At 66.9% G+C, this 21,811-nt stretch carries 22 protein-coding genes; 13 read left to right on the plus strand and 9 right to left on the minus strand.

Annotated elements, in window-relative coordinates:
* Positions 1 to 24 precede the first annotated feature (24 nt).
* The 10 genes from AC1RWI_RS12190 to AC1RWI_RS12235 all read left to right on the plus strand — a co-directional run bounded on the left by AC1RWI_RS12190 (position 25) and on the right by AC1RWI_RS12235 (position 9,014).
* On the plus strand, positions 25 to 819 hold the full coding sequence (locus AC1RWI_RS12190; RefSeq protein ID WP_492866645.1) for a hypothetical protein: 795 nt from the start codon (positions 25 to 27) through the stop codon (positions 817 to 819).
* Positions 816 to 1,352, plus strand: a complete 537-nt coding sequence (locus AC1RWI_RS12195; protein ID WP_492866647.1) for a GNAT family N-acetyltransferase — start codon at positions 816 to 818, stop codon at positions 1,350 to 1,352. Before AC1RWI_RS12190 ends, AC1RWI_RS12195 begins: the two co-directional genes overlap by 4 nt.
* A gap of 253 nt (positions 1,353 to 1,605) precedes the next feature.
* Positions 1,606 to 3,099, plus strand: a complete 1,494-nt coding sequence (locus tag AC1RWI_RS12200) for an FAD-linked oxidase C-terminal domain-containing protein (RefSeq protein ID WP_492866649.1) — start codon at positions 1,606 to 1,608, stop codon at positions 3,097 to 3,099.
* 2 nt (positions 3,100 to 3,101) lie between these two features.
* Positions 3,102 to 4,079 (plus strand): ion transporter, encoded by a 978-nt coding sequence (locus AC1RWI_RS12205; protein WP_492866651.1) that lies wholly within the window; start codon positions 3,102 to 3,104, stop codon positions 4,077 to 4,079.
* Between the two features lie 30 nt (positions 4,080 to 4,109).
* Positions 4,110 to 5,234, plus strand: coding sequence for a glycolate oxidase subunit GlcE (glcE, locus tag AC1RWI_RS12210; protein ID WP_492866653.1), 1,125 nt, complete (start codon positions 4,110 to 4,112; stop codon positions 5,232 to 5,234).
* A gap of 65 nt (positions 5,235 to 5,299) precedes the next feature.
* Positions 5,300 to 6,556, plus strand: a complete 1,257-nt coding sequence (gene glcF / locus AC1RWI_RS12215; RefSeq protein ID WP_492866655.1) for a glycolate oxidase subunit GlcF — start codon at positions 5,300 to 5,302, stop codon at positions 6,554 to 6,556.
* A 164-nt stretch (positions 6,557 to 6,720) separates the two neighbouring features.
* Complete coding sequence (locus tag AC1RWI_RS12220) at positions 6,721 to 7,107, plus strand: CidA/LrgA family protein (protein ID WP_150985969.1); 387 nt, start codon at positions 6,721 to 6,723, stop codon at positions 7,105 to 7,107.
* Positions 7,104 to 7,826 (plus strand): LrgB family protein, encoded by a 723-nt coding sequence (locus AC1RWI_RS12225; RefSeq protein ID WP_043349437.1) that lies wholly within the window; start codon positions 7,104 to 7,106, stop codon positions 7,824 to 7,826. The genes AC1RWI_RS12220 and AC1RWI_RS12225 overlap by 4 nt, the downstream gene beginning before the upstream one ends.
* A gap of 78 nt (positions 7,827 to 7,904) precedes the next feature.
* A complete protein-coding gene (locus AC1RWI_RS12230; protein ID WP_173430689.1) occupies positions 7,905 to 8,270 on the plus strand; it encodes a VOC family protein in 366 nt (121 codons plus the stop codon).
* Positions 8,271 to 8,324: 54 nt separating this feature from the next.
* Complete coding sequence (locus tag AC1RWI_RS12235; protein WP_043349443.1) at positions 8,325 to 9,014, plus strand: helix-turn-helix transcriptional regulator; 690 nt, start codon at positions 8,325 to 8,327, stop codon at positions 9,012 to 9,014.
* Positions 9,015 to 9,059: 45 nt separating this feature from the next.
* On the opposite strand, the gene AC1RWI_RS12240 is transcribed toward AC1RWI_RS12235, so the two are convergent.
* The 3 genes from AC1RWI_RS12240 to AC1RWI_RS12250 all read right to left on the minus strand — a co-directional run bounded on the left by AC1RWI_RS12240 (position 9,060) and on the right by AC1RWI_RS12250 (position 11,853).
* Entirely contained in the window at positions 9,060 to 9,551 is a 492-nt protein-coding gene (locus tag AC1RWI_RS12240) for a glutathione peroxidase (RefSeq protein ID WP_043349446.1), read from the minus strand.
* 84 nt (positions 9,552 to 9,635) lie between these two features.
* Positions 9,636 to 10,775, minus strand: a complete 1,140-nt coding sequence (locus tag AC1RWI_RS12245; RefSeq protein ID WP_043349449.1) for a PilT/PilU family type 4a pilus ATPase — start codon at positions 10,773 to 10,775, stop codon at positions 9,636 to 9,638.
* 34 nt (positions 10,776 to 10,809) lie between these two features.
* Positions 10,810 to 11,853, minus strand: coding sequence for a type IV pilus twitching motility protein PilT (locus AC1RWI_RS12250; protein ID WP_043349453.1), 1,044 nt, complete (start codon positions 11,851 to 11,853; stop codon positions 10,810 to 10,812).
* A 62-nt stretch (positions 11,854 to 11,915) separates the two neighbouring features.
* On the opposite strand from AC1RWI_RS12250, the gene AC1RWI_RS12255 reads away from it, so the two are divergent.
* Together AC1RWI_RS12255 and proC are read left to right on the plus strand one after the other, a co-directional pair.
* Positions 11,916 to 12,644, plus strand: coding sequence for a YggS family pyridoxal phosphate-dependent enzyme (locus AC1RWI_RS12255; protein WP_043349456.1), 729 nt, complete (start codon positions 11,916 to 11,918; stop codon positions 12,642 to 12,644).
* A 55-nt stretch (positions 12,645 to 12,699) separates the two neighbouring features.
* On the plus strand, positions 12,700 to 13,524 hold the full coding sequence (gene proC, locus AC1RWI_RS12260; protein ID WP_043349460.1) for a pyrroline-5-carboxylate reductase: 825 nt from the start codon (positions 12,700 to 12,702) through the stop codon (positions 13,522 to 13,524).
* A 65-nt stretch (positions 13,525 to 13,589) separates the two neighbouring features.
* On the opposite strand, the gene ubiA is transcribed toward proC, so the two are convergent.
* The 6 genes from ubiA to recG form a co-directional block, all read right to left on the minus strand.
* Positions 13,590 to 14,447, minus strand: a complete 858-nt coding sequence (gene ubiA, locus AC1RWI_RS12265; RefSeq protein WP_052494817.1) for a 4-hydroxybenzoate octaprenyltransferase — start codon at positions 14,445 to 14,447, stop codon at positions 13,590 to 13,592.
* Positions 14,448 to 14,575: 128 nt separating this feature from the next.
* Complete coding sequence (locus tag AC1RWI_RS12270) at positions 14,576 to 15,061, minus strand: Dps family protein (protein ID WP_043349465.1); 486 nt, start codon at positions 15,059 to 15,061, stop codon at positions 14,576 to 14,578.
* Positions 15,062 to 15,138: 77 nt separating this feature from the next.
* A complete protein-coding gene (locus AC1RWI_RS12275; RefSeq protein ID WP_043349470.1) occupies positions 15,139 to 15,333 on the minus strand; it encodes a hypothetical protein in 195 nt (64 codons plus the stop codon).
* A gap of 77 nt (positions 15,334 to 15,410) precedes the next feature.
* The gene (locus tag AC1RWI_RS12280) at positions 15,411 to 16,856 is read right to left on the minus strand and encodes a catalase (RefSeq protein WP_043349474.1); all 1,446 of its coding nucleotides are present in this window, start codon (positions 16,854 to 16,856) and stop codon (positions 15,411 to 15,413) included.
* 411 nt (positions 16,857 to 17,267) lie between these two features.
* Positions 17,268 to 18,221: a LysR substrate-binding domain-containing protein gene (locus AC1RWI_RS12285; RefSeq protein WP_043349480.1), complete on the minus strand. Its 954-nt coding sequence runs from the start codon at positions 18,219 to 18,221 to the stop codon at positions 17,268 to 17,270.
* A 122-nt stretch (positions 18,222 to 18,343) separates the two neighbouring features.
* Positions 18,344 to 20,545, minus strand: a complete 2,202-nt coding sequence (gene recG, locus AC1RWI_RS12290) for an ATP-dependent DNA helicase RecG (RefSeq protein WP_492866661.1) — start codon at positions 20,543 to 20,545, stop codon at positions 18,344 to 18,346.
* A 184-nt stretch (positions 20,546 to 20,729) separates the two neighbouring features.
* Here recG and queA point away from each other — a divergent pair, with 184 nt between their 5' ends.
* On the plus strand, positions 20,730 to 21,782 hold the full coding sequence (queA, locus tag AC1RWI_RS12295; RefSeq protein ID WP_492866704.1) for a tRNA preQ1(34) S-adenosylmethionine ribosyltransferase-isomerase QueA: 1,053 nt from the start codon (positions 20,730 to 20,732) through the stop codon (positions 21,780 to 21,782).
* The last annotated feature ends 29 nt before the right edge of the window (positions 21,783 to 21,811 follow it).

Raw genomic sequence — 21,811 nt, forward strand, 5'->3', positions numbered from 1 at the left:
CCTCAACGAAGAGGAATCCTGCCAATGCTCGCCCTGAAGCTGTTACTGGTGCCCGGCTTCATCGCATGCATCTCCATGGCAGGCAAACGCTGGGGCCCCAGCGTGGCCGGCCTGCTGGCCGGCATGCCCGTGGTGGTTGGTCCGATCCTGTTCCTGATCGCGCTGGAACGTGGCGCGCCGTTTGCCGCAGCGGCGGCTACCAGCAGCCTCTGCGCCGTGTTCGCATCGGTCGCGTTCAGCTTGGCCTATGCATGGAGTTGCCGCCGGCACGGCTGGCCGCTGGCGCTGACGGCTGCCTTGGGTGCCTGGCTGGCCGCGGCGGCGTTGCTTGACAAGCTGCCCTTCTCACCCTTCACCGCTCTGGCCTTGGCGCTGCTCACGCTAGTCATCTGCCCGTCGCTCTTTCCGCTGCCCGGTCCCGCCGGGCGGGCGGCTCCCGTATCTCGCGCGGGGCTGCTGATGCGCATGCTGGCCGGTGCGGCACTGACGGTCGCGGTAACAACCCTGTCGGCATCGATCGGCTCCACCTGGAGCGGGCTGCTGGCCGTATTCCCCGTACTTGGCATTGTGCTGTCGGTGTTCTCGCACCGGGAAGCCGGCCCGGACTTCGTAGTCGCCTTGCTGACGTCGATGGCGGCAGGCTTGATTTCCTTTGTCGCGTTCTGTTTCACCTTGGCCGTGCTCTTGCCGCAAAGCACCATCGCGATCGCCTTTCCCATGGCAATCCTCGCGACGGCCGTTATCCAATGTGCAGTCAAGGTATATAGGGAACGACGCACCAGACTGCAGCCCGTGATTGCCGATCAGGAGCGCACATGATGCCCATGCAGATCCGCCTGCTCACCTCCGCCGATGCTAGCGCCTTCCAGGCACTGCGCCTCGCAGGCCTGCTGGAGGCGCCCGCTGCCTTCGGTTCCAGCTTCGAGGAAGAGCGTGACCGGCCGCTGGCCACCATCGCCGGCCGCCTTGAGGCAACGCCCGAAAAGGCCGTGATCGGCGCCTTTGAAGCCACCGGGGGCGGTACCGCGCTGGCCGGCGTGGTCGGGGTAATGCGCGAGGACAAGGCCAAGCAGCGCCACAAGGCGTTTATCTGGGGCATGTATGTGGCGCCGGGCTATCGCGGCCGGCGCCTCGGGCGGCAACTGATGGAACAGGCGTTGGCGGTGGCCACCGCCATGCCCGGGCTGCGCCAGGTCACGCTCTGCGTCAACCTCGTCAATGCGCCAGCGATTGCGCTCTATGAGGCCACGGGCTTCGTGCGCTACGGCGTGGAGCCGCAGGCGCTCTATGTGGCACCGGACTATCACGACAAGCTGGAAATGGTGCACATGCTGGCGCCGCGCGGACATTAAAGCGCCCTATTGCCGCCTTGCGCCTCGCCGGTGCTAAGCTGGATTGGTACCGGCCAGCCCGCGAGGATCCTGCCAGCCACCGCCCGCATGGCACGTTTCGGGCCCATGCCGTCATGAGCGATTTTGATCGGCCTGCCATGCGGAATTCACGTCGCCACGGGACTGCGCAGCCACCTGGCTGCGCTATAGTCCTTGCTCCCCACCCGCGCCCGCCCTGCCATGGCGTGCGCCGGCGGCCACAACAGGAGTTGCCATGAACGCCCCGCACGAAGTCTCACTGGTCGCCGACGACGCGCGCCGCAGCGCGTTGCTCGCCGGCCTGGCGAAAATCCTGCCCGACGCGGCGTTGTTGTGGAAACCCGAAGACACCGTGCCCTACGAGTGCGACGGCCTGGCGGCCTACCGCCAGGTGCCGATGGCCGTGGCGCTGCCCGACAACGAGGACCAGGTCTGCGCCATCCTGCGCCTGTGCCACTCGCTGCAGGTGCCCGTGGTGCCACGCGGCGCTGGCACCAGCCTGTCCGGCGGGGCCATGCCGATTGCTACCGGCCTGGTGCTGTCGCTGGCCAAGTTCAAGCGCATCGTCAGCGTGGACGTGCGTTCGCGCACCGCGGTGGTCCAGCCCGGCGTGCGCAATCTCGCCATCTCCGAGGCCGCCGCGCAGTACAACCTCTATTACGCCCCCGATCCGTCCTCGCAGATCGCCTGCACCATCGGCGGCAACGTCAGCGAGAATTCGGGCGGCGTGCATTGCCTGAAGTACGGCCTGACGGTGCACAACGTGCTGCGCGTGCGCGCCGTCACCATGGAGGGTGAAGTGGTGGAGTTCGGCTCGGAAGCGCCCGACGCGCCGGGGCTGGACCTGCTGGCCGCCGTGATCGGCTCCGAAGGCATGCTGGCGGTGGTCACCGAGGTGAGCGTCAAGCTGATCCCCAAGCCGCAGCTGGCGCAGGTGATCATGGCCAGCTTCGATGACGTGGCCAAGGGCGGCAACGCGGTGGCCGATGTGATCGGCGCCGGCATCATCCCGGCCGGGCTGGAGATGATGGACAAGCCCGCCACCGCCGCGGTCGAGGAATTCGTGCGCGCCGGCTACGACCTGGACGCCGCCGCCATCCTGCTGTGCGAGTCCGACGGTACGCCGGAAGAAGTGGCAGAGGAAGTGGAGCGCATGAGCGAGGTGCTGCGCGCGTCCGGCGCCAGCCGCATCCAGGTATCGCAAAGCGAGCCCGAACGGCTGCGCTTCTGGAGCGGGCGCAAGAACGCCTTCCCCGCCGCCGGGCGCATCTCGCCGGACTACTACTGCATGGACGGCACCATCCCGCGCAAGCATATCGGCACGCTGCTCAAGCGCATCGAGGAGATGGAGCGCAAGTACGGCCTGCGCTGCATGAACGTGTTCCACGCGGGCGACGGCAATATGCACCCGCTGATCCTGTTCGATGGTGCGGACCAGGACGAATGGCACCGCGCCGAGCTGTTCGGCTCCGACATCCTGGAGAGCTGCGTGGAGCTGGGCGGCACGGTGACCGGCGAGCACGGCGTGGGCGTGGAGAAGCTCAATTCCATGTGCGTGCAGTTCTCCGCGCAAGAACGTGAGCTGTTCTTTGGTGTCAAGGCGGCCTTCGACCCGGCGCGCCTGCTCAACCCCGACAAGGCCATCCCCACGCTGGCGCGCTGCGCCGAGTACGGCCGCATGCATGTGAAGCGCGGCCTGCTGCCGCACCCTGACCTGCCGCGATTCTGAACATGGCCGCTCCAAACGCCACGCAACGCGCCCGCAGCAGCGCGCAAACCCGCCAGCGCCTGGGCAAGCCCGAATCCGGCTGGCGCGAGCGCTGGTACACCATCATCTTCGAGGCCGACACGCGCAACGGACAGCTGTTCGACATCACTCTGCTGCTGGCCATCGTGGCCAGCGTGCTGATTGTGATGTTTGACAGCCTGCCGGCGGTAAACCTGCGGCTGGGCCGCGTGTTCACGGTGCTCGAGTGGCTGTTCACGCTGTTGTTTACCGCCGAATACCTGATGCGCATCGTGGTGGTGCGCCGCCCCTTGCGCTATGTGTTCAGCTTCTTCGGCGTGGTCGATTTCCTGTCGATCATCCCCACGTGGCTCGCCTTCTTCGTGCCCGAGCTGGCGTTCCTGATCGACGTGCGCCTGCTGCGGCTGCTGCGCGTGTTCCGGATCCTCAAGCTGACGGTGTATTTCGAGGAGGCGCAGATCCTGTACCGAGCGCTGGCCAACAGCCGGCGCAAGATCTTCGTCTTCCTTGGCACGGTGTTCATCATCACCGTGATCCTCGGCACCGTGATGTATGTGGTGGAAGGCCCGCAGCACGGCTTCACCAGCATCCCGGTGAGCATGTACTGGGCGGTGGTGACGCTGACCACCACCGGCTTCGGCGACATGGTGCCCAAGACGCCGCTGGGCCAGTTCATCACCTCGCTGACCATCCTGCTGGGCTACGGCATCATCGCCTTCCCCACCGGCATCGTGGGCGCCGAGCTGGCCGCCAGCATCATGAAGCGGCCGCTGACCACGCGCAGTTGCAGCCACTGCCTGACGCAAGGCCACGATCCCGACGCCGGCTACTGCAAGCACTGCGGCAGCGAGCTGCCGCCTTACCAGGGCGAAGACAAGGGCGAGGGCGAACGCGAACGCGAGCCGGCAGGCTTGCGCGCAAGCGCCGCGACGCCACCTCGCCGTCCCACTTCTTCCGCCTGACTTAGTTCACGCCGACACCCGCCCGCCACCATGCCAGCCACGCCAGCAGATCCGCAAGCCACCCTCACAGCCTTTCGCGATGCCATCCGGCATGCCACCGGCACGCGCGCGCCGCTGCGCCTGCGCGGCGGCGGCAGCAAGGATTTCTACGGCCAGCACGTGCAAGGAACCCTGCTCGACACGCGCGCCTACAGCGGCATCGTCGACTACGACCCGCCCGAGCTGGTGATCACCGCGCGCTGCGGCACGCCGCTGGCGCAGATCGAGGCGGCGCTGGCCGAGCGGCGCCAGATGCTGGCGTTCGAGCCGCCGCATTTCAGCACCGGCGCCGATGGCAGCGACGTGGCCACGATCGGCGGCGCCGTGGCCGCCGGCCTGTCCGGCCCGCGCCGGCAGGCGGTGGGCGCGTTGCGTGACTTTGTGCTGGGCACACGCGTGATGGATGGCCGTGGCGACGTCCTGAGCTTTGGCGGCCAGGTCATGAAGAACGTAGCCGGCTATGACGTCTCGCGGCTGATGTCCGGGTCGCTCGGCACGCTAGGGCTGATCCTGGAAGTCTCGCTCAAGGTGCTGCCGGTGCCCTTCGACGACGCCACGCTGCGTTTTGCGCTGGACGAGGCTGCGGCGCTCGATCGCCTCAACGACTGGGGCGGCCAGCCCCTGCCGATTGCCGCTTCGGCCTGGCACGACGGCGTGCTGCACCTGCGCCTGTCGGGCGCGGCGGCCGCGCTGCGCGCCGCGCGCGCGCGGCTTGGCGGCGAAGCCGTGGACGCCGCGCAAGCCGATGCATTGTGGCGCGCACTGCGCGAGCACAGCCACGCCTTCTTTGCCCCGGTGCAAGCGGGCCGGGCACTGTGGCGCATTGCCGTGCCAACCACCGCCGCGCCGCTGGCGCTGCCTGGCGGGCAACTGATCGAATGGGGCGGCGGCCAGCGCTGGTGGCTGGGCGGCAGCGACAGCGCGGCCGACAGCGTCATCGTGCGCGCCGCGGCCAAGGCGGCCGGCGGCCACGCCACGCTGTTCCGCAACGGCGACAAGTCCGTGGGCGTGTTCACGCCGCTGTCCGCGCCGGTGGCTGCCATCCATCAGCGGCTCAAGGCGACGTTCGACCCCGCCGGCATCTTCAACCCGCAGCGCATGTACGCCGGCCTCTGAGCCACGGGCCGCACCGCACCACACCGCATCGATCCCCAGCCAAGGCACCGGAGAGTCCCCGAACCATGCAAACCACACTGGCCGAATTCCTGCGCGATACGCCCGACGGCGAAGAAGCCAAGTCCATCGTCGGCAAATGCGTGCATTGCGGCTTCTGCACCGCGACCTGCCCCACCTACCAGTTGCTCGGCGACGAGCTGGACGGCCCGCGTGGCCGCATCTACCTGATGAAGCAGGTGCTGGAGGGCCAGCCCGTCACGCAAAGCACACGCCTGCACCTGGACCGCTGCCTGACCTGCCGCAACTGCGAATCCACCTGCCCCTCGGGCGTGAAGTACGGCCGTCTGGTCGACATCGGCCGCAAGGTGGTAGATGACCGCCTGGAGGCCCAAGGCATCCAGCGCCCGGCGCGCGAGCGTTTTGCGCGGTGGGCGCTGCGCGAGACCATGACGCGCCCGGCGCTGTTCGGCACGGCCATGCGCATGGGGCAGCGCGTGCGCCCGCTGTTGCCGCAGGCGCTGCGCAACAAGGTGCCGCAGGCGGTCGACGCCGGCGCTTGGCCGCGCACCACGCATGCGCGCAAGATGCTGTTGCTCGACGGCTGCGTGCAGCCCTCGATGTCGCCCAACATCAATGCCGCCACGGCGCGTGTATTCGACCGCCTTGGCGTGCAACTGGTGATGGCGCGCGAGGCCGGTTGTTGCGGCGCCGTGCGCTATCACACCGGCGACCACGACGGCGGCCTCGACAATATGCGGCGCAATATCGACGCCTGGTGGCCGGCGGTGCAAGCCGGCGCGGAGGCCATCGTGATGACGGCTTCGGGCTGCGGCGTGATGGTCAAGGAATACGGGCACCTGCTGCGCAACGATGCCCGCTATGCCGATCGCGCGCGCCAGATCTCGGCGCTGACCAAGGATTTGTCGGAACTGCTGCCGAACTTCGCCGACGCCCTGCAGGACGCTGCCGCCGAGGCAGGAAGCAGCAAAGGCGCCAACGGCCAGCGCGTGGCCTACCATGCGCCCTGCACGCTGCAGCACGGCCAGCAGATCCGCGGCAAGGTGGAAGCCCTGCTGACGGGCCTGGGCGTGGACGTCAAGCTCTGTGCCGACAGCCACCTGTGCTGTGGCTCCGCAGGCACGTACTCGGTGCTGCAGCCCGCTTTGTCCTATCGGCTGCGCGACGAGAAGCTCGCCAATCTGCAGGCCTTGAAGCCTGAGGCCATCGTCTCGGCGAATATCGGCTGCATCACGCACCTGCAAAGCGGCACCGGCACGCCGGTGATGCACTGGATCGAGCTGGTGGACCGCATGCTGGGGTAAGTACCCCCGAAGTGCTGGCCGAAGCAGACAAGTCAGGCCAAGGCCGCGCGCCATGACGACGGCTGCCTCTCCCACAAGTGGGAGAGGAGAGCAAACCCGCTGCAGGAAGAGGCCGCTCCGGGTTACCATGCGAGGGCTCCAATCCCGGCCGTCCCCGCACCCGCATGCTCCAGACCTTCGCCATCCTGCTGGTTTTCCAATCCGTCGGGGAAGCGCTCAGCTATTCCCTGAGCCTGCCCGTGCCCGGGCCGGTGATCGGCATGATCCTGCTGTTCGGCTGGCTCACGTTCGACGACCGGCTGCTGCCGGTGATCCAGGGGACCACGTCCGAGCTGCTCAAGCACTTGTCGCTGCTGTTTGTGCCGGCCGGCGTCGGCATCATGGTGCATGCGCACCGCATCGGCGGGGAGTGGCTGCCGATCGTGGTGGCGCTGGTGGTGTCCACCTGGCTGGCGATCGCCACCACCGCGCTGGTGGCACGCGCGCTGATGGGCAAGCCCCGGCCGCCTGAGGATGCCGGCGCGCAAGCCGGTTCGGGAGAACAAGCATGACGCCGCGCCTGAACGAGATCTGGGTCTATCTGGCGGCCAGCCCGCTGCTCGGCCTGACCGCTACCTTGCTGGCCTATGTCTTCGCGTTCCGCGTCTATGAGCGCGCGCGCTTCTCGCCGCTAGCCAATCCCGTGATGATCGCGGTCGCCATCCTGGTCACGCTGCTGACAGTAACCGGCACGCCGTACAAGACCTATTTCGATGGCGCGCAGTTCGTCCACTTCCTGCTCGGGCCCGCCACCGTCGCGCTGGCAGTGCCGCTCTACATGCAGCTGCCCAAGTTGCGCAAGCATGTGTTCCCGCTGCTGGGCGGGCTGCTGGCGGGATCGCTGGTGGCGGTGGTATCGGCCGTGGGCATCGCCTGGCTGCTGGGCGCTTCGCCCGAGACCATGCGCTCGCTCGCGCCCAAGTCGGTCACCATCCCGATCGCCATGGGCGTGGCCGAGAAGATCGGTGGCCTGCCCTCGCTGACCGCCGTGCTGGTGATGGCCACCGGCATCATCGGCGCGGTCAGCGCCACCAAGCTGCTGAACCTGCTGCGCATTTCCGACTACACCGTGCGCGGCTTCGCCACCGGCGTGGCAGCGCACGGCATCGGCACCGCGCGCGCCTTCCAGGTCAACCAGGAGGCCGGCGCCTTCGCCGCGCTCGGCATGGGCCTGAACGGCGTGCTGACCGCCGTGATGGTGCCGATGCTGGCGGCGTGGATGCCGCGCTGATCCCTGCTGACAGGACGTTGTCAGGAGCCCTCGCGCATGATCCGTCTCTCCATCACCCCTCCCCTGAGAGAGACCATCATGAGCGGACTAATCAACTGGCTTGAAATTCCTGTCGCGGACATGGCCCGCGCCATCCGGTTCTACGAGCAGGCCTTCGAGACCACCCTCAAGCGCGAAACCATGGCGCAGGTCGACATGGCTATCTTTGCCAACCATGAGCCTGGCGGCGCACTGGTAGCCGGCGAGGGCTTCCGCCCTTCGGCCGACGGCTGCCTGCCTTACCTACACACGCCGCAACTCACGGCGCTGCTGGCGCGTGTTACCGCGGCCGGCGGCAAGACCGTGTTCGGCCCGCTGCAGTTGCCTGGCGATATCGGCCATATCGCGCATATCATCGACAGCGAAGGCAATCGCGTCGGCCTGCATCAGCCACTGGTAGGATAGCCGGCCACCGCGACCGTTTTACCAATACCCGCATAGCACCAAGATGAAGCCTCGATGAGCCGCCGCGCCGACCGCCTTTTCCAGATCGTCCAGGTACTGCGCGGGCGCCGCCTCACCACGGCGGCGCTGCTGGCGCAGCGGCTCGGGGTGTCCGAGCGCACGGTGTACCGGGACATCCAGGCGCTGTCGCTGTCGGGCGTGCCGGTCGAGGGCGAAGCGGGCATCGGCTACCGGTTGCGGGCCGACTATGACGTCCCTCCGCTGATGTTTACCGCGATCGAAGTCGAAGCGATGGTGGCCGGGCTGCGCCTGCTCAAGGCCTGGGGCGGCGGGGCGCTGGCCGCCGCGGCCGATCCCGCGCTGGAAAAGCTGGTGGCGGCGCTACCGCCCGCGCGGCGTCATGCGGCGCAGCAAAGCCGCGTGTTCGCCCCCGAATTCGTCAACCTGCCGCAGGTGCGCGACGCCTTTGACGTGGTGCATGGCGCCATGAACGCGCAACGCCTGCTGCGCCTGGACTACACCGACGCGCAGCAGCGCGCCACCGACCGCATCGTGCAGCCGCTGGGCCTGTTCTTCTGGGGCAATAGCTGGCTGCTGGCCGCCTGGTGCGCCACGCGCACCGACTATCGCAGCTTCCGCCTAGACCGCTGCCGCGGCATCGTCATGCTGGAAGACCGCTTCCACGAAACCCCCGACCGCTCGCTCAACGGCTTCCTGCGTGCAGTGCAGCACACCAGCGGCTAGCCGGCCTGTCGGGTGATCGGCTGACCGGCTGATTCGGGACGCGCCCTACGCCGACTCGGCCAGCAGCGTCTCGATGTCGCGCTTGATATCCTCGGGCTTGGTGGTGGGCGCGTAGCGCTTGAACACCGTCCCGTTGCGGCGCAGCAGGAACTTGGTGAAGTTCCACTTGATCGCTTCCAGGCCAAGCACGCCCGGCTTCTCCGAGGTCAGCCAGCGATACAGCGGATGCGCGTTATCTCCCTTGACGTCGATCTTGCCGAACATCGGGAAGGTGACATGGAAGCGCGACTCGCAAAACTGGCCGATTTGCGCGGCGTCGCCCGGCTCCTGCTTGCCGAACTGGTTGCAGGGAAAACCCAGCACTTCAAGGCCGCTGGCCGCGTACTGGTCCTGCAGCGCCTGCAGGCCGGCATATTGCGGCGTAAAGCCGCACTCGCTGGCCGTGTTCACGATCAGCAGCACCTTGCCGCTGAATTGCGACAGCGGCACCGGCAGGCCGGCCAGGGAGCTGGCCTCGAACTGGTAGACATTGCTCATGACAGAATCCTCGGGTGACACGGCGGTGGAGGCGATGCGCGCCCGCCGCCGGACAGTGTACTTGGCGTACGTTGCCGTGAGTGCTCAGATCACGTTCAGGTGTTCGGTGCCGGCGCCCAGGTCGGTCTCGCGGTCCATGGTGCCGTGCAGCTTGATCATCAAGCGCAGGTCGTTGAGGGAGTCGGCATTGCGCAGCGCGTCTTCGTAGGTGATCTTGCCAGCCTCGTAGAGATCAAAGAGCGCCTGGTCGAACGACACCATGCCCTGCTCGCGCGATTTCTTGATGACTTCCTTGAGCGCATGGATCTCGCCCTTGAAGATCAGGTCGGCCACCAGCGGCGTGCCGAGCATGATCTCCACTGCCGGCACCCGGCCCTTCTGCCCCTTGCGCGGCAACAGGCGCTGCGACACCATCGCCTTCAGGTTGAGCGACAGGTCGATCAGCAACTGCTGGCGCTTTTCCTCGGGGAAGAAGTTGACCACGCGATCGATGGCCTGGTTGGCATTGTTGGCGTGCAGCGTGGCCAGGCACAGGTGGCCCGTTTCCGCGTACTGCATCGCGTACTCCATGGTTTCCCGATCGCGGATTTCGCCGATCAGGATCACGTCGGGCGCCTGGCGCAGCGTGTTCTTCAGCGCCACGTGCCAGGAGTCGGTATCGATGCCGACCTCGCGCTGCGTGACGATGCAGTTCTGGTGCGCGTGCACGTATTCGATCGGGTCCTCGATGGTGATGATGTGCCCGTACGAATGCGCGTTGCGGTGATCGAGCATGGCCGCGAGCGAGGTCGACTTGCCCGAGCCGGTGGCGCCGGTGACGATCACCAGTCCGCGCTTTGACATCACGATGTCATGCAGCGCGGGCGGCAGGTCGAGGTCTTCCACCGAAGGAATGCGCGTATTGATGGTACGCACCACCATGCCCGCCTTGCCCTGCTGGATGAACGCTGAGACGCGAAAGCGCCCGGCGTTGGGCACGGAGATGGCGAAGTTGCACTCGCGGCTGCCGTCGAACTCGCCCGCCTGCCGCTCGTTCATGATGGAGCGCACCAGGCCGAGCGCCTGGGTCGGGTTGAGCGGCTGCTGCGAGACTGGCGTGATCTTGCCATCGACCTTGATGGCCGGCGGAAAATCGGCGGTGATGAACAGGTCCGAGCCACGGTTGCCCACCATCAGCTCGAGCAGGTCGTTGATGTACTTGGCAGCGGATTCGCGATCGAGCATGGCAGTGTCCTGGTTCGGATGCGGCGGACTCGCCTCAGCCCGTGAATGAGTCGGGGTTCTTGGCAATGGCGCGCGCATCGTTGTAGTTGATGATGCCGCGCTTGATCAGGTCCGACAGGCACTGGTCCAGCGTCTGCATGCCAAGTCCGCTGCTGGTCTGCATCATCGAGTACATCTGCGCGATCTTGTTCTCGCGGATCAGGTGGCGGATCGCTGGTGTGGCGATCATGATCTCGTGGGCCGCCGTGCGGCCGTTGCCGTCGCGCGTCTTGAGCAGCGTTTGCGAAATCACCGCTTCCAGCGATTCCGACAACATGGTGCGCACCATGTCTTTTTCTTCGGGCGGGAACACGTCGACAACCCGGTCGATGGTCTTGGCCGCCGAGCTCGTGTGCAGCGTGGCAAACACCAGGTGGCCCGTTTCGGCCGCGGTCAGCGCCAGGCGGATGGTTTCCAGGTCGCGCAGCTCACCCACCAGCACCACGTCGGGATCCTCACGCAGCGCGGAGCGCAGGGCGTTGGCGAAGGAATGCGTGTGCGGCCCCAGCTCGCGCTGGTTGATCAGGCTCTTCTTGGACGTGTGCACGAACTCGATCGGGTCCTCCACCGTGAGGATGTGGCCCATGTCCTGATCGTTGCGGTGGTCCACCATCGCAGCCAGCGTGGTGGACTTGCCCGAGCCGGTCGGGCCGGTCACCAGCACCAGGCCGCGCGGCTTCATGCACAGGTCAGCGAATACCGCCGGCGCGCGCAGGTCTTCCAGCGACAGTACCTTGGAAGGAATGGTCCGGAACACGGCGGCGGCGCCGCGCTGCGTGTTGTAGGCATTGACCCGGAAACGCGAGAGGCTGGCGATCTCGAAGGAAAAGTCGATTTCCAGCCGTTCCTCATATTGCTTGCGCTGGGTGTCGCTCATGATGTCGTACACCATGGCGTGGACATCCTTGTGGCCCATCGCGGCCACATTGATGCGGCGCATATCGCCGTGGATACGCACCATCGGCGGCATGTCTGCCGAGAGATGGAGATCGGACGCCTTGTTCTTGACGGCGAAAGCTAATAGCTGCGCGATGTCCATCTATAATGACCCCACCCTTTTTGTCGTACTTTTGTTGTACTTCTTGATATGTTCGCCGGATTATGTCTGTAATCGCCGCCAACTTGCAAGCCGTCAACCGGCGCGTCGCGGCAGCCGCACAACAGGCCGGGCGGCCGGCCGGTGAAGTCACGCTTCTGGCGGTTTCGAAGACCTTCCCCGCCGCCGCCGTGCAGGCTGCGTTCGACGCCGGCCAGCGCGCCTTTGGCGAGAACTACGTGCAGGAGGGCGTGGACAAGATTGCGCAGCTTGGCGATTTGCGCGACCAGATAAGCTGGCACTTTATCGGCCCCCTGCAAAGCAACAAGACGCGTGTCGTGGCCGAACGGTTCGACTGGGTCCATGCCATCGACCGCCTGCGCATCGCCGAGCGGCTGTCAGCGCAGCGGCCCGCCGGCATGGCGCCGTTGCAGGTCTGCCTGCAGGTCAATATCAGCGGCGAAGCCAGCAAGAGCGGCGTCGCGCCAGACGAAGTGCCCGCGCTGGCACGCGCCGTAGCGGCGCTGCCCGGGTTGCGGCTGCGCGGCCTGATGGCCATTCCGGAGCCGCAGAGCGATATGGAGGCCCAGCGCCGGCCGTTTGCCGCGCTGCGCGCCCTGGCCGACACCTTGCGCGCCGCCGGGCTCGATGTGGACACGCTCTCGATGGGCATGTCCGCCGACATGGAGGCCGCCATTGCCGAGGGCGCTACCGTGGTGCGCATCGGCACCGCCATTTTCGGCGCACGCGACCATGCCACGGCACCCGAGGCGACACAGGCCAGGCCGGCCTGAACGCCGGCCCCCTTCTTCCCAGACGATTCCAGACGATTCCCAGCAAGAGACCGATATGCTCAAGACTCTCACCTTTGGTTTCCTCGGCGGCGGCAATATGGCCACCGCCCTGATCGGCGGCCTGATCGCCCGGGGCGTGCCAGCCACCTCGATCCGCGTGGTCGATCCGTTCGATGAAGCGCAGGCGCGCCTGCGGCGCGACCTCGGGGTGCATGCGGCAGGCGCGCCCGACACCGCCTTTGGCAAGAGCGATGTGCTTGTGCTGGCGGTCAAGCCGCAGCAGTTCCGCGAAGCGGCGGCAGCGCTGCTGCCGCACCTGGGCGACAGCCTGATCGTGAGCGTGGCCGCCGGCATCCGCCTGGCCGACATGCAGCGCTGGTTCGGCGGGCGCACCCGCCTGGTGCGCGCCATGCCCAACACCCCGGCGCTGGCCGGCATGGGCATGACCGGCCTGGCAGCGGTAGCCGGGCTGGCGCAGCAAGACCGCGACATCGCCAGCGCGCTGGCCGAAGCCGTGGGCAAGTGCGAGTGGGTGGAAGGCGACGCGCAGATCGACGCAGTGACCGCCATCTCCGGCAGCGGTCCGGCCTACGTCTTCTACTTCATCGAAGCCATGGAGAAAGCGGCCGTCGAACTCGGCCTGAGCGCCGCGCAAGGGCGCGCGCTGGCGGTGGAAACCTTCCGCGGCGCCGCGGCCCTGGCTGCCCAGTCGGAAGAGCCGGTCAGCCTGCTGCGCGAGCGCGTGACCTCAAAGGGCGGCACCACCTACGCCGCGCTCACCGCCATGCAAGCCGCCGGTATCGGCGAAGCCTTCGTCAAGGCCATGCGCGCCGCCGCTGAACGCGCGACGGAAATGGGCGCGGAGTTTGGCAAGGACTGAGTGAGGTGCGTCTTTTCCCGCCGCGCGGGAGAGGACGCAAAGCGCCAGGACGCCTGAGCGCAGCGTCAGCGCAACGCGTAAGCTGCCGCCACCCCGGCAAACACACAAGCACCCAGCCAGTTGTTGTGCCGGAACGCGGCAAAGCACTTCATGCGATCCCGCTCGCGGATCAACGTGTAGTGATACGCCGCGCATCCCGCCGCCGCCGCCAGCCCGATCCAGTACGGCCAGCCCAGCCCGAACTGCGTACCGGCCCAGGCCATCAGCCCCAGGAACACCGCATAGCAGATCATGATGGCGGCGACATCGAACCGCCCGAACGTGATGGCCGACGTCTTCATGCCGAGCAGCAAGTCATCGTCGCGGTCCACCATGGCGTAGGCGGTATCGTAGGCCACCGCCCAGAACACATTGGCCAGCAGCATCACCCACGCCACCACTGGCACATGGTCCTGCACCGCGGCGAACGTCATCGGGATGCCAAAGCCGAAAGCAATGCCAAGGTAGGCCTGCGGGATGGCAAAGAACCGCTTGAAGAACGGATAGGTACCGGCAAGCACGGCCCCGACCACCGCCAGCCACTTGGTAAACCCATTGAGTGGCGTGATCAGCGCGAAGGCTGCCAGCGCCAGCACCACCGCCACCGCCACGGCCTCCCACGCGGCGATCTTGCCCGCGGTCAAGGGCCGCTCCTTGGTGCGCTTGACGTGTTTGTCGAAGTCGCGGTCGGCCCAGTCGTTCATGGCGCAGCCGGCAGAGCGCATCAGGAAGGTGCCGATGAAGAAGATCCAGAACAGGCTCCACACCGGCTGGCCGCCCGAGGCCATCCACAGTGCCCACAGCGTGGGCCACAGCAGCAGCAGCGTGCCGATGGGCTTGTCGATGCGCACCAGGCGCGCGTACAGGGCTAAGCGTTCAAACATGGCAAGGGGCCGCGGCGCGGGGTCGGGCAAGGCAATGGCATTCAACGAAAAACGCGCCGCGACCCGGTCAGGGCGCGGCGCGCATGGCCGGCAGCACACCAAGGCCGCCGGTGGCGTCGATCAGGGCATCAGGCCAGCATCGAGCGCAGCATCCACGCGGTTTTTTCATGCGTCTGCATGCGCTGGGTCAGCAAGTCGGCGGAGGGCTCGTCGCCGGCGGCGTCGATGGCCGGGAACAGCGAGCGCGCGGTGCGCACCACGGCTTCCTGGCCTTCGACCAGCTTGCGGATCATCTCGGTGGCTTCGGGCACGCCCTCTTCCTCCGGGATCGACGACAAGCGGGCGTATTCCTTGTAGGTGCCCGGCGCCGGGTAGCCCAGCGCGCGGATACGCTCGGCGATCGAGTCCACGGCGAGCGCCAGCTCGGTGTATTGCGTCTCGAACATCAGGTGCAAGGTGTTGAACATCGGACCCGTGACGTTCCAGTGGAAATTATGGGTCTTGAGGTAGAGCGTGTAGGTATCCGCCAGCAACTTGGACAGGCCTTCCGCGATCTTCTTGCGTTCTTTGTCGGAAATGCCGATGTTCACGGTCATCTCATTCTTCTTTGCCATGATAGGTACGCTCCAGTCTGGGGTGGCTCTGACAACTGCCGCGCCACGGGACGCGGCACAACCCGCACATTATGGCATCACCCGGTAAAGGCGGACAAACCCGTGGCTGCGTCCAGGAACATCGCGAGCGCGCCCAGCGCGACCACCGCCAGCCCGATCTCCGTGCGCCACAGCCTGCGCTGCAGGCGCGCCGCATCTGCGCGGCGTGGGCGGTCGTGGGCAACGTGCTGCAACTGCTGAAATTCGCTGACGAACAGTCTGAACATGGCCATGATGGTTCTCCGTGCCGGGCTTTCCAGGTGGCCCCGGCTCGGGGCCACCCGCACTGCCCTGCTTCATTGCTTGCGCATTACTTCAGGTCGAGCGCGCGCTTGACGCCCTCGCCATAAGCCGGATCGGCCTTGGTGAAGTGCTCCAGCTGCGCCCGCACGATGCTTTCCGGCACGCCCTGCATGGCCGCCGCAATGTTCGCGTAAAGACGCTGGCGCTGGCCTTCGTCGAACAGGCGGAACAGCGCGCCGGGCTGGCTGTAGTCATCGCTGTCGACACGATGGTCGAAGCGGTCGGCCGCGCCATCCAGGGCCAGGGGCGGCTCGATGGCGCGCTCGCTGGCGGCGTAGGCGCCCTCGCGGTTCGGCTCGTAGTTGAGCTTGCCGCCCTGGTTGCCGTCCACGCGCATCGCGCCATCGCGGTGGAAGGTATTGTGGAACGGGCACTTGGGCGCGTTCACCGGGATCTGGTTGTGGTTCACGCCCAGGCGGTAGCGCTGCGTGTCGCCGTACGAGAAGAGCCGGCCCTGCAGCATCTTGTCGGGCGAGAAACCGATCCCCGGCACGATGTTGGAGGGGTTCATCGCCACCTGCTCCACCTCGGCGAAGTAGTTGTCCGGGTTGCGGTTGAGCTCCAGCACGCCCACGTCGATCAGCGGATAGTCCTTGTGCGGCCACACCTTGGTGAGGTCGAACGGGTTGATATGGTACTTGGCCGCATCGGCTTCGGGCATGACCTGCACGCGCACGTTCCAGCGCGGGAAGTTGCCGCGCTCGATGTTCTCGAACAGGTCGCGCTGCGCGCTCTCGCGGTCGCCCGCCACCACCTTGGCTGCCTCTTCGTTGGTCCAGTTGGCGATGCCCTGCTGCGACTTGAAGTGGAACTTTACCCAGAAACGCTCGTTGGCCGCATTGATGAACGAGAAGGTATGCGAGCCGAAACCGTGGATCTGGCGATAGTTCTGCGGCAGGCCGCGGTCGCTCATCAGTATGGTGACCTGGTGCAGCGATTCCGGATGGCGCGACCAGAAATCCCACACGGCAATCGGGTCGCGCAGGTTGGTGCGCGGATTGCGTTTTTGCGTGTGGATGAAATCCGGGAATTTCAGCGGGTCGCGCACGAAGAACACCGGCGTGTTGTTGCCCACCACGTCCCAATTGCCTTCATCGGTGTAGAACTTGACCGAGAACCCGCGCACATCGCGCTCGGCGTCGGCGGCGCCACGCTCGCCGGCCACCGTGGAGAAGCGGATGAAGATCGGCGTCTCCTTGCCTACGCTGGCAAAGACCGAGGCCTTGGTGAAACGCGAGATGTCATGGGTGAGCGTGAACTTGCCGTGCGCGCCCGAGCCCTTGGCGTGCACGCGCCGCTCGGGGATGACTTCGCGGTCGAAGTGAGCGAGCTTCTCCAGGAACCACACGTCTTGCAGCAGCATCGGGCCGCGCGGGCCTGCGGTCTGCGAATTCTGGTTGTCGGCTACCGGCGCGCCGGCGGCGGTGGTGAGAGTGTCCTTGTTCTTGCTCATCTTGGCCTCATTTTTCTTGGGGGTGGAACGGGGAGCCTGGCTGGGGCGGGCTGCGGCAAAGCCGCGGGGAAATGTCAGTACACCGTGGCGTAACAGGCCAGGCAGTCGGCCATGCGGCCGGCCAGTGCGCTCAGGAGATCGCCGGCGGCAGTCAAGCTGGGTGTTTCGCCTTTCATGTGCGACTCCTTGTGGATGACAACGCGCAATGCGCCGATGCATGAAGTCTACGGAAAAGCTATTGAATTTCAAATTCAATTATTTTTAACTATGAAATAGAGCATGCCTATTCCTGCCTGCGCGCCAGCCTGGCATGGGGCAAAGACACGGTGAAGCCAGAAAAATCGAGGGGGAGAAAAAACAAGGCAGGGCAAAGCCTGCCGCCGGCGCGGAGCGCCGGCAGGCAGGGCGCGCTCAGGCGGCTTCAGCCAGTTCCTTGGCGGCCAGCATGCTGACGCCAGGCAAGTCGCAGGCAGCCACCGCGCGGCGCAACGCTTCCATGGCCGGCAGGCGGGTAAAGCTCTTGCGCCAGGCCAGCACCACGCGCCGGTCGGGCACGGGATCGGTAAAGGGCACGTAGGCCAGCAGGTCATTCTTGTTGGGCTTCAGGTCCGGCACCGAAGTCCGCGGCAGCACCGTGATGCCAACGCCACTTGCCACCATATGGCGGATGGTTTCGAGCGAGGAGCCTTCGAAGGTCTTCTGGATGCCGTCGGCCGCCTGCGAGAAGCGCGATAGCTCCGGGCACACGCCCAGCACCTGGTCGCGGAAGCAATGCCCACTGCCCAGCAACAGCATGGTTTGCTGCTTGAGTTCGTCGGGATCCACCTTCCCGGCATGCTCCAGATGGTGGCCACGCGGCACCGCCACGACGAAGGGCTCGTCATACAGCGGCTGCACGGTCAGCCCGGAATCGGCAAAGGGCTCGGCCATGATGGCGCAATCGATCTCGCCCTGCTTGAGCAGCTCGATCAGTTTGACCGTGTAGTTCTCCTGCAGCATCAGCGGCATCTGCGGCACGGTCTGGATCATTTCCTTGACCAGCGTGGGCAGCAGGTAGGGCCCGATGGTGTAGATCACGCCAAGGCGCAGCGGCCCGGCCAGCGGGTCCTTGCCCTGCTTGGCGATCTCGCGGATGGCCATGGTCTGCTCCAGCACGCGCTGGGCCTGCGCCACGATCTGCTCGCCGATCGGCGTCACCGAGACTTCGGACGTGCCGCGCTCGAAGATCTGCACATTGAGTTCGTCTTCCAGCTTCTTGATCGCCACCGACAGCGTCGGCTGCGACACGAAGCAGGCTTCGGCCGCCCGGCCGAAATGGCGCTCGCGCGCGACCGCGACGATGTACTTGAGTTCGGTGAGCGTCATGACTTATCAATTTTCGTTAATCGATAGATTTTACCTTCGATTCGACGTTCTGTCAGAGATGACAGGCAAAGCGGCGCAGGCGATACCTGACCGTCTGCATCAGGTGAGCCCCCACCGTCACATCAGGCCTTCAGGTAATGCTCCCTGCCACCCAGCCAGCGCAGCAGGTGCGCTTCTACCGCCTCCGGAAAGCGCGCCAGCATCAGCTCGGCTGCCTCCTGGGCATAGTCGACCAGCCAGGCGTCGGTGTTGAGATCGGCGAAACGCAGCATCGCCTCGCCGGACTGGCGCGCGCCGAGAAACTCGCCGGGACCGCGTATCTGCAGGTCGCGCCGGGCGATCTCGAAGCCGTCGGTGGTCTCGCGCATAGTTGCCAGGCGCTCGCGCCCGGTCGGCGACAGCGGCGCCTGGTACATCAGCAGGCAGACCGATTCCGCGCTGCCTCGCCCTACCCGGCCACGCAACTGGTGCAGCTGCGCCAGGCCGAAGCGCTCGGCATGCTCGATCACCATCAACGAGGCGTTGGGCACGTCCACCCCCACCTCGATCACGGTGGTGGCTACCAACACCTGCAGCCGGTTGGCGGTAAAGTCTTCCATCACCGCGGCTTTCTCTGCCGGTGGCAGGCGCCCGTGCACCAGTCCCACCTTGAGCTCAGGCAAGGCGGCGACCAGCGTTTCATAGGTTTCCACCGCGGTCTGCAGCTGCAGCGCCTCGCTCTCTTCGATCAGCGGGCAGACCCAGTAGACCTGGCGGCCATCGGCGGCGGCGTGGTGCACGCGCGCGATCACCTCGTCGCGGCGCGCGTCGTTGACCAGCCGGGTCACCACCGGAGTGCGCCCGGGCGGCAATTCGTCGATCACCGAGACGTCGAGGTCGGCGTAGTAGGTCATGGCCAGCGTGCGCGGGATCGGCGTGGCCGACATCATCAGCTGGTGCGGCACGGTTTGCGCAGCCTTGCCAGCCTTGCCCTGCGCGGCGGTGGCATCGGGGTCCGCCTTGCCGCGCAGCGCCAGCCGCTGGGCCACGCCAAAACGATGCTGCTCATCGACCACGGACAAACCCAGGCGTGCAAACTTGACGCTGTCCTGGATCAGCGCGTGGGTGCCGATGGCCAGCTTGGCCTCGCCAGACTCGACCTTGGCCGCGGCCTCGCGCTTGGCGCGTGTCTTCAGGCTGCCGGCCAGCCACACCACCGGCACGCCCAGCGGCTCCAGCCAGGCGGAGAGCTTGCGGTAATGCTGCTCGGCCAGGATTTCGGTGGGTGCCATCAGCGCGGCCTGGTAGCCGGCATCGATGGCCTGGCAGGCGGCCAGCGCCGCCACGATGGTCTTGCCGCTGCCGACGTCGCCCTGCAGCAGGCGGTGCATCGGGTGGGGCGCGCCCATGTCCCTGGCAATCTCTTCCACCACACGCTGCTGCGCGCCGGTCAGCTTGAACGGCAGTGCGGCCAGGAAAGCGGTCAGCAGGCCGCCCGCGCGGCGCGGCATGGGTGGCGCGCTCTTGTCGCGCCGCGCCGCCTGGGAGCGCTTGAGGGAGAGCTGCTGCGCCAGCAGCTCATCGAGCTTGATGCGTTGCCAGGCCGGGTGCGAGCGCTCGATCAGCGCGTGCTCGTCCACATCCTGCGGCGGTGTGTGCAGCAGGCGCAGGCACTCGGGCAAGGCTTGCAGCTTGAGCTGGGCTAGCGGGCCTTGCAGCACGGGCACGGGCAGGGTCTCGGGCAACGGCGTGCGTGACAGCGCGCCGCCGATGGCCTTGCGCAGGTAGCTCTGCGGGATGCCGGCGGTGCTCGGGTAGACCGGGGTCAGCCGCTCGGGCAGCGCCTCGCCGGGGGTGACCGCGCGCACCGTGGGATGGACCATCTCCGCGCCGAAGAAGCCGCCGCGCAGTTCGCCGCGCACCCGCAGGCAGGCGCCTTCGGCCATCAGCTGGGCCTGGCTGCCGTAGAAATTAATGAACCGCAGCGTCAGCTCGCCGGTATCGTCGGCGATCTTGACCACCATCTGGCGGCGCGGGCGCAGGCTGACCTCGTTGGAGGTGACCACGCCCTCAACCTGCACCGTCAGCCCCATGCCCGCGCGCCCGATGGCATCGGCGATCGGCAGCAGCGTGGTCTCGTCCTCGTAGCGCATCGGCAAGTGCAGCACCAGGTCGACGTCACGCTTGAGCCCGAGCTTATGCAGCCGGGCCATGGCCGAGGACGGCTTGCCGGCGGCAGCGTCCTTGGCCGCCGCCTTGCCCGCACGGCCCGGCTTGTCCCCGGCGCGCGCCGCGGGCGGGCTGCCGTTGGTTTCCGGGGTTCGGTCGGGAGCGGTTCCTGGCATCTGGGGCGTGGCTGGCGATTCGGGTCGGGGCGCGCGCCTGGTGGCACGCGCTGGTTGGCGCAAATAGGCGATATCACGCGCGCCCGGGCGGCGCAGCCGCCCCAAGCCTTACAATATCGGATTCGCCGATTGTACCTATGCCGGCCGTGCCACCGCGCGGTCTGCGGCCGTTTTTGCCCCCATGATGCTGACGCTGTCCGATTTTGACTTTACCCTCCCCCCCGAACTGATCGCCCAGACCGCCTTGCCGGAGCGCGGCGCGAGCCGGCTGCTGGTGGTGGATACGGACGCCCGGGAGGGCACCACCCGCCTCGCAGACCGCGCGTTTACCGACATCGTCGACTACCTGCGCCCCAACGATTTGCTGGTGTTCAATGACACCCGCGTCATCAAGGCGCGCTTCTTCGGGCAAAAGGGCAGCGGCGGCAAGGTCGAGGTGCTGGTCGAGCGGGTGCTGGACAGCCATACCGTGCTGGCCCAGGTGCGCGCCTCCAAGACGCCGCCCGTGGGCAGCCTGCTGCGCCTGGCGGATGCCTTCGACGTCACAGTTGGCCCGCGCGTGGACCAGTTCTTCACGCTCACCTTCCCCGAGCCGGCGCTGGACCTGATCGAGCGCCACGGCCGCCTGCCGCTGCCGCCATACATCACCCACGATCCCGACGCCTTCGACGAAACCCGCTACCAGACGGTCTACGCCCGCGCCCCCGGCGCGGTGGCCGCGCCGACTGCCGGCCTGCATTTCGACGAGGCCCTGTTCGCCCGGCTCGACGCGCTGGGCGTGCGCCGCGGCTTCCTGACCCTGCACGTGGGCGCCGGCACCTTCCAGCCGGTGCGCACCGAGAACCTGGCCGAGCACAAGATGCACGCCGAGTGGTACGAGGTGTCGGACGCGCTGGCCCAGGCCGTGCGCGAGACGCGCGCCGCCGGGGGCCGCGTGATCGCGGTCGGCACCACGTCCCTGCGCGCGCTGGAGTCCGCCGGCGCCACCGATGGCACGCTGGCCGCCGGCCGTGGCGACACCGAGATCTTCATCACGCCCGGCTACCGTTTCCGCGTGGTCGATGCGCTGATCACCAATTTCCACCTGCCCAAGTCGACCTTGCTGATGCTGGTGTCGGCGCTGGCCGGGGTGGAGCCCATCCGCGCCGCCTACCGCCATGCGGTGGCCGAGCGCTACCGCTTCTTCAGCTACGGCGACGCCATGCTGCTGACGCGCCAGCCCCAGCCCCAGCCCTGAGCGCGCCGCGCCAGCCCGACCCTGAATCC

It is taken from the genome of Cupriavidus sp. MPR-AND1C (assembly GCF_058809705.1).